The 15524-nt window shown below is 68.2% G+C and carries 13 protein-coding genes and 1 riboswitch; of the genes, 12 read left to right on the top strand and 1 reads right to left on the bottom strand.

Annotated features, from left to right (window positions below; genetic code table 11):
* Positions 1–36 precede the first annotated feature (36 nt).
* A complete protein-coding gene (locus JF781_RS19450; protein WP_014942122.1) occupies positions 37–1956 on the bottom strand; it encodes an ABC transporter ATP-binding protein/permease in 1920 nt (639 codons plus the stop codon).
* Positions 1957–2026: 70 nt separating this feature from the next.
* Between JF781_RS19450 and JF781_RS19455 the strand changes: the two genes are divergently transcribed.
* The 12 genes from JF781_RS19455 to gcvP all read left to right on the top strand — a co-directional run bounded on the left by JF781_RS19455 (position 2027) and on the right by gcvP (position 15510).
* A complete protein-coding gene (locus tag JF781_RS19455) occupies positions 2027–3676 on the top strand; it encodes an acetolactate synthase (protein WP_225329226.1) in 1650 nt (549 codons plus the stop codon).
* Positions 3677–3713: 37 nt separating this feature from the next.
* Complete coding sequence (gene secA2 / locus JF781_RS19460) at positions 3714–6038, top strand: accessory Sec system translocase SecA2 (RefSeq protein ID WP_225329227.1); 2325 nt, start codon at positions 3714–3716, stop codon at positions 6036–6038.
* Between the two features lie 94 nt (positions 6039–6132).
* Complete coding sequence (locus JF781_RS19465; RefSeq protein WP_225329228.1) at positions 6133–6762, top strand: CDP-alcohol phosphatidyltransferase family protein; 630 nt, start codon at positions 6133–6135, stop codon at positions 6760–6762.
* Complete coding sequence (locus tag JF781_RS19470; protein ID WP_225329229.1) at positions 6755–7669, top strand: DUF881 domain-containing protein; 915 nt, start codon at positions 6755–6757, stop codon at positions 7667–7669. The genes JF781_RS19465 and JF781_RS19470 overlap by 8 nt, the downstream gene beginning before the upstream one ends.
* Positions 7670–7718: 49 nt before the next feature.
* The gene (locus JF781_RS19475; RefSeq protein ID WP_225329230.1) at positions 7719–8051 is read left to right on the top strand and encodes a small basic family protein; all 333 of its coding nucleotides are present in this window, start codon (positions 7719–7721) and stop codon (positions 8049–8051) included.
* 24 nt (positions 8052–8075) lie between these two features.
* Entirely contained in the window at positions 8076–8912 is an 837-nt protein-coding gene (locus JF781_RS19480; RefSeq protein ID WP_225329231.1) for a DUF881 domain-containing protein, read from the top strand.
* Positions 8913–8940: 28 nt separating this feature from the next.
* On the top strand, positions 8941–9339 hold the full coding sequence (gene gcvH / locus JF781_RS19485; protein ID WP_225329232.1) for a glycine cleavage system protein GcvH: 399 nt from the start codon (positions 8941–8943) through the stop codon (positions 9337–9339).
* A 238-nt stretch (positions 9340–9577) separates the two neighbouring features.
* Positions 9578–10051, top strand: coding sequence for a glycogen accumulation regulator GarA (gene garA / locus JF781_RS19490; protein WP_014382626.1), 474 nt, complete (start codon positions 9578–9580; stop codon positions 10049–10051).
* Entirely contained in the window at positions 10051–10818 is a 768-nt protein-coding gene (locus JF781_RS19495; protein WP_225329233.1) for a MerR family transcriptional regulator, read from the top strand. Before garA ends, JF781_RS19495 begins: the two co-directional genes overlap by 1 nt.
* A 111-nt stretch (positions 10819–10929) precedes the next feature.
* The gene (locus JF781_RS19500; RefSeq protein ID WP_008256980.1) at positions 10930–11424 is read left to right on the top strand and encodes a bifunctional nuclease family protein; all 495 of its coding nucleotides are present in this window, start codon (positions 10930–10932) and stop codon (positions 11422–11424) included.
* A gap of 293 nt (positions 11425–11717) precedes the next feature.
* A complete protein-coding gene (locus JF781_RS19505) occupies positions 11718–12347 on the top strand; it encodes a MerR family transcriptional regulator (protein WP_225329234.1) in 630 nt (209 codons plus the stop codon).
* A gap of 61 nt (positions 12348–12408) precedes the next feature.
* Positions 12409–12506: riboswitch (glycine riboswitch) on the top strand.
* A 178-nt stretch (positions 12507–12684) separates the two neighbouring features.
* Entirely contained in the window at positions 12685–15510 is a 2826-nt protein-coding gene (gene gcvP / locus JF781_RS19510) for an aminomethyl-transferring glycine dehydrogenase (protein WP_225329235.1), read from the top strand.
* Positions 15511–15524 lie beyond the last annotated feature (14 nt).

Below are 15524 nucleotides of genomic sequence, written 5' to 3' on the forward strand. Positions count from 1 at the left end.
GGCGCGCAGGCGTTAAGGGCCGGGGCAGCGTAGGCGCTAGACCTGCGCGGGCTCCTTTTCGACGGGCCCCAGCTGCCACGCGCCGCCGCCGAGCAGGTGGAGCTGCTGCTCGTGGTGCTGTTCGACGGCGGGCCGATGGCTCACGCTGACCATGACGCACTCCGGCAGCTCCGCCCGAACCAATTGATACAGGGCGAATTCCAGGCCGGCGTCCAGCGCGGAGGTCGCCTCGTCGAGGAAGACCGCCTTCGGCCGGGTGAGCAGGACGCGCGCGAACGCGACGCGCTGCTGCTCGCCGGGGGACAGCACCTTGGCCCAGTCCTGTTCCTCGTCCAGCCGGCTGATGAGCGGCGCCAGAACAACCTTGGTGAGCACGTCGCGCAGTTGGTCATCGGAGACGCCGTCCGGCGAATTCGGGTAACACACCACGGTGCGCAAAGTGCCGAGCGGCACATATGGCAACTGCGACAAGAACATCGTCTCGTTGTCGCCATCCGGACGGCACAGCGTTCCCGAGGCGTACGGCCACAATTCGGCCAGGCTGCGCAGCAGCGTCGTCTTGCCGGCTCCGGAGCGTCCGGTGATCACCAGGCTGTCGCCCAAATCGAGCTGGATGTCCAGCGAGTCGACCAGCTGGTCGCCCTCCGGCGTGCGCACCTCGATGCCGCGCAGTTCGACCGCGGTCTCCTCGCTGGGTTTGACGAGAATGGTGGGCAGCGCGCGGCCCTTGTCGTTCGCGTCGACGAGGCCGTGCAAACGGATGATCGCCGCCCGGAAGGCCGCGAACGCGTCATAGTTGTTGCGGAAGAACGACAGTGAGTCGTTGATGTTGCCGAAAGCCTGCGCGGTCTGGGTGACATCGCCGAAAGCGATCTCCCCGCTGAACAGGCGCGGCGCCTGAATCGCCAACGGCAGCGGAATGATGGTCTGCGTCGCCGACCAGTTCCATCCATTGAAGATGATGGTCCGGCGGACGTACCTGCGGTAGTTGTCGATGATCGGCGTGAAGCGCCGCCACAATTGGGTGCGTTCGACGCGCTCGCCACGGTAGAAGCCCACCGCCTCCGCGGCGTCGCGCAACCGCACCAGGGCGTAACGGAACGCGGCGTTGAGTTTCTCGTTGTTGAAGCTCAGCCAAATCAGCGGGCGCCCAAGCCAAATCGCGACCACCGTCACGATCAAGACATAGACCAGGACGGTCCAGAACATCGCACGCGGCACGTTCACACCGAAGAGATCGAAGTCCCCGGACAGGTTCCACAGGATCGCGGCGAACGAGATCACCGACGCCACCGCGTTGACGGCACCGAACAGCAGGGTGCTGGTCGTCCCGTTGGACGGGATGTTCGGGGTGCCACCCACCCCCGCGGTGAAGATGTCGATATCCTGTTGGATGCGCTGATCGGGGTTGTCAATCGTCTTGTCGATGAACAGATCCCGGTAATAGGCCCGGCCCGCGAGCCAGTCGTCGGTGAGATGGCCCGTCAGCCACATGCGCCAGGCGATGATGAACCGCTGCGTCAGGTAGATGTCGAGGATCACCCGGGCGATGAAGATGGCCGCCAGCAGGATGAAGATCCCGAGCGAGACCCAAAAGTTGTGGATCCCGGAATGTTTGACTTCGTCGTTACCCGTGGCGAGCCCTTTGAGTGCCACCTGCAACGCCGTGTACATGTCGTTGCTCTGATAGCTGAACAGCACGTTGAGCCGGACCGAGAACAGCACCAGCAGTAGCAGCACACCGAGCCCCAGCCACGCCTTGACGCTGGTCGGCCCGACGAAGTAGCCGCGCGTGATCCGCCAGAATTGGCGGCCCCACGGGGTCAGATACCTGGCGGCGACCAGCGCGGCCAACAGGCAGACGGCACCGATGACCCACGCGATGGCGAGCCACTGCAGGGAATCCTGAAATGCCGACGACCAATCGATGGACGGTTTGAACAGCTTCGAGTCCAATTTCGGCGTCTCCTTCTGCGGTCGGCACTTCCCCGCAAGCTACCCGAGCGGTTCTCGCTAGGCTGCGCAGATGAGCGCCGATCTGTCCAGCCAGACCGTACATGCCGGCCGCCTCGTCGCGCGGCGCCTGCGGGCCAGCGGAATCGACACCGTCTTCACACTGTCCGGCGGTCACCTGTTCTCGATCTACGACGGCTGCCGCGACGAGGGTATCCGGCTGATCGACACCCGCCACGAACAGACCGCGACCTTCGCCGCCGAGGGCTGGTCGAAGGTGACCAGGAGCCCGGGCGTGGCGGCGCTGACCGCGGGGCCGGGCATCACCAACGGGATGAGCGCGATGGCGGCGGCGCAGCAGAACCAGTCGCCCCTGGTGGTGCTGGGCGGCCGCGCGCCGGCACAGCGCTGGGGGATGGGCTCGCTGCAGGAGATCGACCACGTGCCGTTCGTGGCGCCGCTGGCGCGGTTCGCCGCCACCGCGCAGTCGGCCGACGAGGCCGGGCGCCTCGTCGATGACGCGTTGCGCGCCGCGGTCGGTGCGCCGTCGGGCGTGGGTTTCGTCGACTTCCCGATGGACCACGTGTTCTCCATGCCGGACGACCCCGACGTGTTGGGGCGCCCCGGGGCCCTCGTCGACGTGCCGCCGGGGCCCGCACCGGATGACCAGGCGCTGACCCGAGCCGTCGGTCTACTGGCGGCGGCGAAGCGCCCTGTCATCATGGCCGGCACCAACGTGTGGTGGGGGCACGGCGAAGCCGCGCTGCTGCGCCTGGCCGAGGAACTCCAGATCCCCGTGTTGATGAACGGGATGGCCCGCGGCGCGGTCCCGGCCGACCATGCGTTGGCGTTTTCCCGGGCGCGCGGAAAAGCCTTGGGGGAGGCCGACGTTGCGCTGATCGTCGGCGTGCCGATGGATTTCCGGCTCGGCTTCGGCGCGGTGTTCGGGCAACAGACCCAGCTCGTCGTGGTCGACCGTGTCCAACCCGAGCGACGCCATCCGCGGCCGGTGCAGGCCGAGCTCTACGGCGACCTGCTGACGATCCTGGCGGCGCTGGCCACCGCCGGCGGCGCCGGGCACCGAGAGTGGATCGAGGAACTGCGAGCGGCCGAGACCGCGGCGCGCGCCAAGGAGACTGCCGAGCTCGCCGACGACCGCGTCCCCCTGCACCCCATGCGGGTGTACGCGGAGTTGGCGCCCATGCTGGACCGCGACGCCATCGTCGTGATCGACGCCGGCGATTTCGGGTCCTACGCCGGCCGGGTGATCGACAGCTATCTGCCGGGGTGCTGGCTGGACAGCGGGCCGTTCGGCTGCCTGGGTTCGGGCCCGGGCTATGCCCTGGCCGCCAAGCTGGCCCGGCCGGAGCGCCAGGTGGTCCTGTTGCAGGGCGACGGCGCGTTCGGCTTCAGCGGGATGGAATGGGACACCCTGGTCCGGCACAACGTGCCCGTCGTGTCGGTGATCGGCAACAACGGAATCTGGGGTTTGGAAAAGCACCCCATGGAGGCGTTGTACGGCTATTCGGTGGTGGCCGAGTTGCGCCCGGGGACCCGCTACGACGAGGTGGCGCGCGCCCTGGGCGCCCACGGCGAGCTGGTCGCCGCGCCCGGCGAGCTGCGGCCCGCCCTGGAACGGGCCTTCGCCAGCGGCCTGCCCGCCGTCGTCAATGTGCTCACCGACCCGAACGTCGCCTATCCACGCCGATCCAACCTCGCGTGATGGAAGTGCGCGGCGGCCCACCGCGTACCGTTGACCTGTGCCTAAGACGACCCGCGCTCAACCCGGCCGGCTGAGCAGCCGCTTCTGGAAGCTGCTCGGCGCTAGCACTGAAAAGGACCGCAGCCGCTCTCTCACCCAGGTCACCGACTCGTCGGAATACGACGACGAGGCGGCCGGTCTGACCGACGAGCAGCTCCGCAAGGCGGCCGGGCTGCTCAACCTCGAGGACCTCGCTGACTCCGAGGACATCCCGCAGTTCCTCGCGATCGCCCGGGAGGCGGGCGAGCGGGCCAGCGGGTTGCGTCCATTCGATGTGCAGCTGCTCGGGGCGCTGCGGATGCTGGCCGGCGACGTGATCGAGATGGCCACCGGTGAGGGCAAAACCCTGGCCGGCGCGATCGCCGCGGCCGGGTACGCGCTCGCCGGGCGGCACGTGCACGTGGTGACGATCAACGACTACCTGGCGCGTCGTGACGCGGAATGGATGGGCCCGCTGATCGAGGCCATGGGGCTGACGGTCGGCTGGATCACCGCCGAGTCGTCCAGCGAAGAGCGCAAGGCGGCCTACGGCTGCGACGTCACCTACGCCTCGGTCAACGAGATCGGCTTCGACGTGCTGCGCGACCAGCTGGTGACCGACGTCGACGACCTGGTGTCGCCCAACCCCGACGTGGCCCTCATCGACGAGGCCGACTCGGTGCTGGTCGACGAGGCGCTGGTGCCGCTGGTGCTGGCGGGGACCACCCATCGGGAGACGCCGCGACTCGAAATCATCAGGCTGGTCGGCGAACTGAGCGCCGATACCGACTTCGACACGGACTCCGACAGCCGCAACGTCCACCTGACCGAGGCCGGCGCGCGCAAGGTCGAAAAGGCGCTCGGCGGCATCGATCTGTACTCCGAGGAGCACGTCGGCACCACGCTGACCGAGGTCAACGTCGCGCTGCACGCGCACGTGCTGCTGCAACGCGACGTGCACTACATCGTCCGCGACGACGCGGTGCATCTGATCAATTCCTCGCGCGGCCGCATCGCGCAACTGCAGCGCTGGCCCGACGGGCTGCAGGCCGCCGTCGAGGCCAAGGAGGGCATCGAGACCACCGAGACCGGCGAGGTGCTCGACACGATCACCGTGCAGGCGCTGATCAACCGCTACGCCACCGTGTGCGGCATGACCGGCACCGCGCTGGCCGCCGGCGAGCAGCTGCGCCAGTTCTACAAGCTCGGTGTGTCGCCAATTCCGCCGAACAAGCCCAACATTCGCGAAGACGAGTCCGACCGGGTCTACATCACGGGCGCGGCCAAGAACGACGCGATCGTCGCGCACATCGCCGACGTCCACGAGACCGGGCAGCCGGTGCTGGTCGGCACCCGCGACGTCGCCGAGTCCGAGGACCTGCACGAACGGCTGTTGCGCCGCGGCGTGCCCGCGGTGGTGCTCAACGCGAAGAACGACGCCGAGGAAGCCCAGGTGATCGCCGAGGCCGGTAAGTTCGGCGTGGTCACCGTGTCGACACAGATGGCCGGGCGCGGCACCGACATCCGGCTCGGGGGATCCGACGAAGCCGACCACGACCGCGTCGCCGAGCTGGGCGGGCTGCACGTCGTGGGCACCGGCCGGCACCACACCGAGCGGCTGGACAACCAGCTGCGGGGCCGCGCCGGGCGCCAGGGCGACCCGGGGTCGTCGGTGTTCTTCTCCAGCTGGGAAGACGACGTCGTGGCGGCCAACCTCGACCACAACAAGCTGCCGATGGAGACCGACGAGGACGGCCGGATCGTCAGCCCCAAGGCGGCCGGGCTGCTCGACCATGCCCAGCGGGTCGCCGAGGGCCGCATGCTCGACGTGCACGCGAACACCTGGCGCTACAACCAGTTGATCGCCCAGCAGCGCGCCATCATCGTCGATCGACGAAATACGTTGCTGCGCACCGCGACCGCGCGTGAGGAACTCGCCGAGCTGGCGCCGAAGCGCTACGAGGAACTGGCCGAGGAAATCTCCGAAGAACGCCTCGAGACGATCTGCCGGCAGATCATGCTCTATCACCTGGACCGCGGCTGGGCCGACCATCTGGCGTACCTGGCCGACATCCGCGAGAGCATCCACTTGCGGGCGCTGGGCCGGCAGAATCCGCTGGACGAGTTTCACCGGTTGGCGGTCGACGCGTTCGCGTCGCTGGCCGCGGACGCGGTCGAGGCGGCCCAACAGACCTTCGAAACCGCGAACGTCCTCGAAGAGGAGCAGGGACTGGACCTGTCCAAGCTGGCGCGGCCGACGTCGACGTGGACATACATGGTCAACGACAACCCGCTGTCGGATGACACGCTGTCCACCCTCAGCCTGCCCGGCGTGTTCCGCTAGACCCACTCGCCGAGCGTGCGGCCAGCCGGGCGTTCGCGCCCGAGTGTGCGCCCAGCCGGGCGTTCGGCGTGGAGTCGCGTTAAGGTCACGGCTCATGGAGCCGGTGCTTCCGCCCAACCGGGTGCTGACGGTCCCCAACGCGCTCAGCGTCATCCGCCTGGCGCTCATTCCGGTGTTCATCTACGCCTTGCTGGTGACGCACGCCCACGGATGGGCCGTCGCGATCTTGATGTTCAGCGGCGCCTCGGACTGGGCCGACGGCAAGATCGCGCGGCTGCTCAATCAGTCCTCGCGCCTGGGTGTGCTGCTCGACCCCGCCGTCGACCGCCTCTACATGGTCGCCGTCCCCGTGGTGATGGCGTTCAGCGGGATCGTGCCGTGGTGGTTCGTCGTCATCCTGCTCGCCCGCGATAGCCTGCTGGCCGCGACGCTGCCCCTGCTGTGGAGCCGCGGACTCACGGCGCTGCCGGTGACCTACATCGGCAAGGCCGCGACGTTCGCGCTGATGTCGGGCTTCCCGCTGGTGCTGCTGGGCACGTGGGACGCGCTGTGGAGCCGCGTGGTGGGCGCCTGCGGGTGGGCCTTCCTGATCTGGGGCTTGTATGGCTACCTGTGGGCGTTCGTGCAGTATGCGGTCCAGATGACGCTGGTGCTGCGCCGCATGCCCAAGGTCGATCGCGGGTCGCGCCCGTCGGCCGTGGCGAAAGCGACCGACCATGGCTGACGTGGACCGCAGGCTCGGCGGCTACGACCCCAACGCCGGTCACAGCGCGCACGTGGCGGCGCGGCCACAACACATTCCGGTGCCCTCCCTGCTGCGCGCGCTGCTGTCCGAGCACCTGGATCCCGGCTACGCCGCGGCGGCGGCCAGGCGAGCGACCACCGAAGGACGCCAACGTGCCTTCGGCTGGCTCTGGCAGGCGTTGGCGGCGCTGCTCATCGCGACGGTCTTCGCCGCCGCGGTCGCGCAGGCCCGTTCGGTCGCGCCCGGGGTGCGCGACGCCCAGCAACTGCTGTTGGGCAACGTGCGGTCGGCGGAGGGCTCCGCGACCAAGCTGGCCCAGCGCCGCAACCAGCTCTCCACGCGACTCGACGACGTGCAGCGCCACGCGCTGGCCGACGACGCCGAGGGGCAGCGGCTGCTGAAACGCCTCGACGCGCTCAGCCTCGCGGCCGGCAGCACGGCGATCATCGGTCCCGGCCTGAAGCTGACCGTGACCGATCCGGGCGCCAGCCCGAACCTTTCCGACGTGTCCAAGCAGCGGGTCAGCGGCAGCAGGCAGATCATCCTCGACCGCGACCTGCAGCTGGTGGTCAACTCGTTGTGGGCCAGCGGCGCCGAGGCGATCTCGGTCGGCGGCGTGCGGATCGGGCCCAACGTGACCATCCGGCAAGCCGGCGGCGCGATCCTCGTCGACAACAACCCGACCAGCAGTCCGTACACGATCCTGGCCATCGGGGCGCCGCGGTCGATGCGCGATGTCTTCGACAACAGCCCGGGGCTGCAGCGCCTGAGGCTGCTGGAGATTTCCTACGGCGTGGTGGTTACGGTGGATGTCGCCGACGGTCTTTCGCTGCCTGCCGGATCCGTCCGGGATGTCAAGTTCGCCAAGCAGATTGGGCCACAGTGAGAAAAGTCCCGACCAGACAGCTTCGCCTGTGCGAGACGGGAAACCCCGCATGATCGGTCTCGCGGCGCTGGCGATCGGCATCGTGCTCGGCCTGGTGTTTCACCCCGCGGTGCCCGAAGTCGTCCAGCCCTATCTGCCGATCGCGGTGGTCGCGGCCCTCGATGCCGTGTTCGGTGGGTTGCGTGCCTATCTGGAACGGACCTTCGACCCCAAGGTCTTCGTGATTTCGTTCGTGTTCAACGTCTTCGTGGCCGCGCTCATCGTCTACGTCGGCGACCAACTGGGTGTGGGCACCCAGTTGTCCACGGCCATCATCGTCGTGCTGGGCATTCGCATCTTCGGCAACGCCGCGGCCCTGCGCCGCCGGCTGTTCGGGGCGTGACGCCATGACCCGATCGAGCCCGGCGTGAGCCAGGATCCGGGAGATCGCGGCGCCGACGCGGCGCCGGATCCGGGCGCGCCGCGCGGACGTCACGAACTGCCCGGGAAACACCCCCGTCCCGAGATCGGGCCGCTGCGCCGGCGCGGATTGTCCGGCATGCTGCGCGGCGGCCGCTCCCGACTGGGTTTCGCGACGCTGGCCGTGCTGCTGTGTCTGCTTCTCGGCATCGCCATCGTCACCCAGGTCCGCCAGACCGAATCGGGCGATTCGCTGGACACGGCCCGGCCCGCGGACCTGTTGGTGCTGCTGGATTCGTTGCGGCAGCGCGAAGGCACCCTCCGCGGCGAGGTGAACGAGCTGGAGAACACGCTGAATTCACTGCAGGCGTCCGGCAACAACGACCAGGCCGCCATCCAGTCCGCCCAATCCAGGCTCGCGGCGCTGTCCATCCTGGTCGGCGCCGTGGGCGCCACCGGGCCCGGCGTCACCGTCACGATCGAGGACCCCGGGCCGGGGGTTTCCCCCGAGGCGATGCTCGACGTGATCAACGAGTTGCGTGCCGCCGGGGCCGAGGCGATCGAAATCAACGATGCGCACCAGTCCGTGCGGGTGGGCGTCGACACCTGGGTCGCCGGTGTGCCCGGGTCGCTGACCGTCGACTCCAAGACGCTGTCGCCCGCGTATTCGATTCTGGCGATTGGTGATCCGCCCACCCTGGCCGCGGCGATGAACATCCCCGGCGGCGCGCAGGACACGGTCAAACGCGTCGGTGCGCGGATGTCCGTCCAGCAGTCCGACCGGGTGGACGTGACCACCTTGCGGCAACCAAAACCGCACCAATACGCTCAGCCCGTCAAGTGAGCATTTTTCCGAACAGACAGGATCACTCGTGAGCGATATCCCGCCCGATCTGCACTACACCGCCGAACACGAGTGGGTTCGTCGAAGTGGTGATGACACCGTGCGGGTGGGCATCACCGACTTCGCGCAGTCGGCGTTGGGCGATGTCGTTTTCGTACAGCTGCCCGACGTGGGCGCCGAGCTGACCGCCGGTGAATCCTTCGGCGAGGTCGAATCCACGAAATCGGTGTCGGACTTGTACGCCCCGGTGTCGGGCAAAGTGTCGGCCGTCAACACCGACCTGGAAGGCAGCCCGCAACTGGTCAACTCCGATCCGTACGGGGCGGGCTGGTTGCTGGATGTGCAGGTATCCGACGTCGCCGCAGCGGAGTCCGCCATTTCTTCGTTGCTCGACGCGGAGGCCTACCGCGGAACGCTGACCGAATGACGGTTGCTAATGTCCCTGCAGCCCCGCACGGCCAGGCGAGCGGTGCAGCCGGCACACGGGGGGATCGCAGTTTCGGATCGTCAGGCGGTGGGCGCATTGCAGGCAGGTGCGCGGTACCGTCGACACATCTACCTTTTGAAGACCGGCAAACCGGGCAACACGACCTGGTGCGGAAGCCGGCCGAGCGGCCCGGACAGACAACGCCACAGCGGCCAGTGAGGAGCAGCGCGTGACGGACATGGACTCAGGAAGTCAGCAAGACCAGAATTCGGACGAAGTCACGGTAGAGACGACCTCGGTCTTTCGTGCCGACTTCCTCAACGAGCTCGACGCGCCCGCGCAAGCGGGCACGGAAAGCGCGGTATCCGGAGTCGAGGGACTCCCGGCGGGTTCGGCGCTGCTGGTCGTCAAACGGGGCCCCAATGCGGGATCGCGATTCCTGCTCGACCAGCCCACCACGTCGGCCGGCCGGCACCCCGACAGCGACATCTTCCTCGACGACGTGACCGTCAGCCGCCGGCACGCCGAATTCAGGTTGGAAAACAACGAATTCAGCGTGGTCGACGTTGGTAGTCTCAACGGCACTTACGTCAACCGTGAGCCCGTGGATTCCGCGGTGCTTGCCAACGGTGACGAAGTGCAGATCGGCAAGTTCCGCTTGGTGTTTCTGACCGGACCCAAGCAGGGTGAGGATGGAGGATCTTCAGGCTAGTGAGCGCACCCGATAGCTCGGCACTGGCCGGGATGTCGATCGGGGCGGTCCTGGAATTGTTGAGGCCGGACTTCCCCGATGTCACCATCTCCAAAATTCGCTTCTTGGAGGCCGAGGGGCTGGTGACGCCGCAACGGGCTGCGTCGGGGTATCGAAGGTTCACCGCGTACGACTGCGCGCGGTTGCGATTCATCCTTACCGCGCAGCGCGATCACTATTTGCCGCTGAAGGTCATCCGGGCGCAACTGGACGCCCAGCCCGACGGCGAGCTACCGCCTTTCAAAACCTCCTATGCCGTCCCGCGCCTGGTGTCGGTCACGGGAATCGGTGACACCGGGGACGGGGCGGACGGCAGCGTCGGACCCGGCTCCGACGCGTCGGCGGTGGCGCCCACGCACGTCCGGCTGAGCCGCGAAGAGCTGCTGGCGCGTGCGGGCGTGGATGACGACTTGCTGACCGCGTTACTCAAAGCCGGCGTCATCACCACCGGCCCCGCCGGTTTCTTCGACGAGCACGCCGTCGTCATCCTGCAGTGCGCGCGGGCGCTGTCGGATTACGGCGTCGAGCCGCGGCATCTGCGCGCATTCCGCTCGGCGGCCGACCGGCAGTCGGACCTGATCGCCCAAATCGCCGGTCCGGTAGTCAAAGCCGGCAAGGCCGGTGCCCGCGATCGCGCCGACGATTTGGCGCGTGAAGTTGCGGCGCTGGCTATCACGTTGCACACGTCGTTGATCAAATCCGCCGTTCGCGACGTTCTGGATCGCTGAGGACTAGACTTCGGTCGACAGCTTGGTTTCGGCGGTAGGGCGGATTTTTGGCCTCGCCGTCGCTGGAAGTACCAATCCAACCGGCGCCACGAATGCGGAGGACAGACACAAATGGGTGAGGTTCGTGTTGTCGGCATTCGCGTAGAGCAGCCGCAAAACCAGCCGGTGTTGTTGCTGCGCGAAACCGACGGTGACCGTTACCTGCCAATCTGGATCGGCCAGTCGGAGGCCGCCGCGATCGCCCTCGAGCAGCAGGGCGTCGAGCCGCCTCGTCCGTTGACGCACGATTTGATCAGGGATGTCATTGCCGCGCTTGGGCATTCGCTGAAAGAGGTGCGGATCGTCGATCTGCAGGAAGGCACTTTCTACGCCGACCTGGTGTTCGACCGCAACATCACCGTGTCGGCGCGCCCATCGGATTCGGTGGCGATAGCGCTGCGCGTCGGCGTCCCCATCTACGTCGAGGAGCCCGTGCTTGCCCAGGCCGGGCTGCTGATCCCCGACGAGACCGACGAAGAGGGCGGCACCGCCGTCCGCGAGGACGAGGTGGAGAAGTTCAAAGAATTTCTCGACAGCGTGTCTCCCGACGATTTCAAAGCCACCTAGCTCCTGCCCGGCCTTGCCACCAGCGTTTGCCACCAGCGTTTAGGAGAGGCGGGTGTCGCTGGACTAGCCTGGTGGGGACATCACGGATGCGTCTCAACTGGCAACGTGATGTCGACACGCTGGCGGATAGCCCGCCCAGTTGGCCCCGAGGCGGCCATACTTTGATCACGACTTCAGGCGCGGCGGCTCTAGGAAAGCGTAAGCTCACTAGCACTCGGGCCTGAGCAGACGTGGCTGCGGTGCAGCCAGAGACGCAGCTAACGACGAGAGCGCGATCGCGGAGAGGAACCACCGTGAGCGAGCAGCCACGCCAAGAGCAGCTCAACCTAGCTGAGCAGGAAAACGGCGCGAGTAACGACCGCAGCGTCACCGCGGCCAGCGCCCCCGTGCAGCCCGGACTTTTCCCGGACGACTCCGTGCCCGACGAACTGGTCGGCTACCGCGGTCCCAGCGCGTGCCAGATCGCCGGCATCACCTACCGGCAGCTGGACTACTGGGCGCGCACCTCGCTGGTCGTCCCGTCGATCCGCAGCGCGGCGGGCTCCGGAAGCCAGCGCCTCTACTCGTTCAAAGACATCCTGGTTCTCAAGATCGTCAAGCGGTTGCTCGACACCGGCATCTCGTTGCACAACATCCGCGTCGCGGTCGACCACCTGCGCCAGCGCGGGGTTCAGGACCTGGCCAACATCACCCTGTTCTCCGACGGCACCACCGTCTACGAGTGCACATCGGCCGAAGAGGTCGTCGACCTGCTCCAGGGCGGGCAGGGCGTGTTCGGCATCGCCGTGTCCGGCGCCATGCGGGAGCTGACCGGCGTCATCGCGGACTTCCCGGGCGAGCGGGCCGACGGCGGCGAGTCGATCGCCGAGCCGGAGGACGAGCTGGCGTCCCGGCGCAAGCACCGCGACCGCAAGATCGGCTGACGGCGCGCCCCGAGAGCGCGCAACTTCGCGCCCACGCGGCCGAGTAAACTGGGCCGCGCATCGTATTCGAGCGGGAGAGTTCCGTGACTGCCAGTCACGGGCGCCGAAGGAGCAACACCTCTCCGTCAACCTCTCAGGCACCCGGACCGCGCGAAACAATGATGCCTCTGGAAAGCGGTGAAGACCTGCGGGTCGACACCCGCCGATGGGGAAAGGCGCGCAGGACAAGCATCCGGCGCCGAATCTCTCAGGCGCCCGGCGAAGGGTGAAGACAGAGGGAGAGGACCGTTCGTCCTCTGCCTTGATCTGTCGTTGTCCGCCTACTCAGGAGTTTCCAGTGTCCGATCAATCCCCGTTCGCAGCTCGGCACATCGGCCCGGACAGCCAGGCCGTCGCGGCCATGCTCGCCGTCATCGGTGTCGACTCCCTCGACGAGCTGGCGTCCAAAGCCGTCCCGTCGGGCATCCTGGACAAACTCACCGACAACGGCGCGGCGCCCGGCCTCGACCGGCTGCCGGCACCCGCCACTGAAACCGAGGCGCTGGCCGAGCTGCGGGCCTTGGCCGACGCCAACACCGTGGCCGTGTCCATGATCGGTCAGGGCTACTACGACACGCTCACGCCCCCGGTGTTGCTGCGCAACATCTTGGAGAACCCGGCCTGGTACACGGCGTACACGCCGTATCAGCCGGAGATCAGCCAGGGCCGGCTCGAGGCGCTGCTGAATTTCCAGACGATGGTGGCCGACCTGACCGGCCTGGAGGTCGCCAATGCCTCCATGCTCGACGAGGGCACCGCCGCCGCCGAGGCCATGACGCTGATGCACCGCGCGGCCCGCGGCAAAACCAACCGGCTTGCCGTCGACGCCGACGTCTTCGCCCAGACCGCCGCCATCCTGGCCACCCGCGCCGCGCCTCTGGGCATCGAGATCGTCACCGCCGACCTGCGCGACGGACTGCCCGACGGCGACTTCTTCGGCGTCATCGCCCAGCTGCCCGGCGCGAGCGGCCGGGTCACCGACTGGGCGCCGCTGGTCGGGCAGGCGCACGACCGCGGCGCGCTGATCGCGATCGGCGCCGACCTGCTCGCGTGCACGCTGATCACGCCGCCCGGTGAGATCGGCGCCGACGTCGCGTTCGGCACCACCCAAAGATTCGGTGTGCCAATGGGATTCGGTGGACCGCACGCCGGCTACCTGGCGGTGCACGCCAACCACGCGCGCCAACTGCCGGGCCGGCTGGTGGGTGTGTCGCTGGACGCCGACGGTTCACCCGCCTACCGGCTGGCGCTGCAGACCCGCGAGCAGCACATCCGCCGCGACAAGGCGACCAGCAACATCTGCACCGCGCAGGTGCTGCTGGCGGTGATGGCCGCGATGTACGCCAGCTACCACGGCGCCGAGGGGCTGACCGCCATCGCGCGCCGCGTCCACGGTCACGCCGAGGCGATCGCCGCGGGCATCGGCGATGCGCTGGTGCACGACAAGTACTTCGACACCGTGCTGGCCCGCGTGCCGGGCCGCGCCGACGAGGTGATCGCCGCGGCGAAAGCCCACGGCATCAACCTGTGGCGCGTCGACGACGACCACGTGTCGGTGGCCTGCGACGAGGCCACCACCGACGAGCACGTCGCCGCGGTGTTGGAGGCGTTCGGCGTGCCGGCCGCCCAGCCGGTGTGCGCGGGCATCATCACCCGCACATCAGAGTTCCTGACCCATCCCGCCTTCACCCAGTACCGCACCGAGACGGCGATGATGCGCTACCTGCGCATGCTGGCCGACAAAGATATCGCCTTGGACCGCAGCATGATTCCGCTCGGCTCGTGCACCATGAAGCTCAACGCCGCCGCCGAGATGGAGCCGATCACCTGGCCGGAATTCGCCCGCCAGCATCCGTTCGCGCCGGCATCCGACACCTCGGGCCTGCGGCGGCTCATCGCCGACCTGGAGGCCTGGTTGGTGCACATCACCGGCTACGACGCCGTCTCGCTGCAACCCAACGCCGGATCGCAGGGCGAATACGCCGGCCTGCTGGCCATCCACGACTACCACGCCAGCCGCGGCGAACCGCACCGCGACATCTGCCTCATCCCGTCGAGCGCGCACGGCACCAACGCGGCGTCGGCGGCCCTGGCCGGGATGCGGGTCGTGGTGGTGGCCTGCCACTCCAACGGCGACGTGGACCTCGACGACCTGCGCGCCAAGGTCGCCGAGCACGGGGAGCGGCTGTCGACGCTGATGATCACCTACCCGTCCACCCACGGCGTCTACGAGCACGACATCGCCGAGATCTGCGCGGCCACCCACGACGCGGGGGGCCAGGTGTATGTGGACGGCGCCAACCTCAACGCGCTGGTCGGCCTGGCGCGGCCGGGGAAGTTCGGCGGTGACGTCAGCCACCTGAACCTGCACAAGACGTTCTGCATCCCGCACGGGGGCGGGGGCCCGGGGGTCGGGCCGGTGGCGGTGCGCTCGCACCTGGCGCCGTTCCTGCCGGGTCACCCGCACGCCCCCGAACTGCCCGAGGGGCATCCGGTGTCGTCGGCGCCCTACGGGTCCGCCTCGATCCTGCCGATCAGCTGGGCCTACATCCGGATGATGGGCGCCGAGGGCCTGCGCGCGGCGTCGCTGACCGCGATCACCTCGGCCAACTACATCGCCCGTCGCCTCGACGAGTACTTCCCGGTGCTCTACACCGGCGAGAACGGCATGGTGGCCCACGAATGCATCCTGGATCTGCGGGGCATCACCAAGGCCACCGGCGTGACCGTGGATGACGTCGCAAAACGCTTGGCGGACTACGGCTTTCACGCGCCCACGATGAGCTTCCCGGTGGCGGGCACGCTGATGGTGGAACCCACCGAGAGCGAGACCCTGACCGAAGTCGACGCCTTCTGCGAGGCCATGATCGCGATCCGCGGCGAGATCGACCGGGTGGGTGCGGGGGAGTGGTCGGTCGACGACAACCCGCTGCGGGGCGCCCCGCACACGGCCGAATGCCTGGTGATCGGCGAGTGGGACCATCCGTACACCCGGGAAGAGGCCGCCTACCCGCTGGGCAAGGACTTCCGGCCCAAGGTGTGGCCGCCGGTCCGCCGCATCGACGGCGCCTACGGCGACCGCAATCTGGTCTGCTCGTGCCCGCCCGTGGAGGCGTTCGCCTGACGATCGGGTCGGGG

Origin of the sequence: Mycobacterium sp. WUMAC-067 (assembly GCF_020217485.1) — a bacterium.
GTDB lineage: Bacteria > Actinomycetota > Actinomycetes > Mycobacteriales > Mycobacteriaceae > Mycobacterium.

Excerpts from the sequence above, each read along its gene's own strand:
- JF781_RS19475 (WP_225329230.1), top strand. The coding sequence starts at position 7,719 with ATGATCGGTCTCGCGGCGCTGGCGATCGGCATCGTGCTCGGCCTGGTG.
- JF781_RS19470 (WP_225329229.1), top strand. The coding sequence starts at position 6,755 with ATGGCTGACGTGGACCGCAGGCTCGGCGGCTACGACCCCAACGCCGGT.
- garA (WP_014382626.1), top strand. The coding sequence starts at position 9,578 with ATGGACTCAGGAAGTCAGCAAGACCAGAATTCGGACGAAGTCACGGTA.
- JF781_RS19455 (WP_225329226.1), top strand. The coding sequence starts at position 2,027 with ATGAGCGCCGATCTGTCCAGCCAGACCGTACATGCCGGCCGCCTCGTC.
- JF781_RS19500 (WP_008256980.1), top strand. The coding sequence starts at position 10,930 with ATGGGTGAGGTTCGTGTTGTCGGCATTCGCGTAGAGCAGCCGCAAAAC.
- JF781_RS19465 (WP_225329228.1), top strand. The coding sequence starts at position 6,133 with ATGGAGCCGGTGCTTCCGCCCAACCGGGTGCTGACGGTCCCCAACGCG.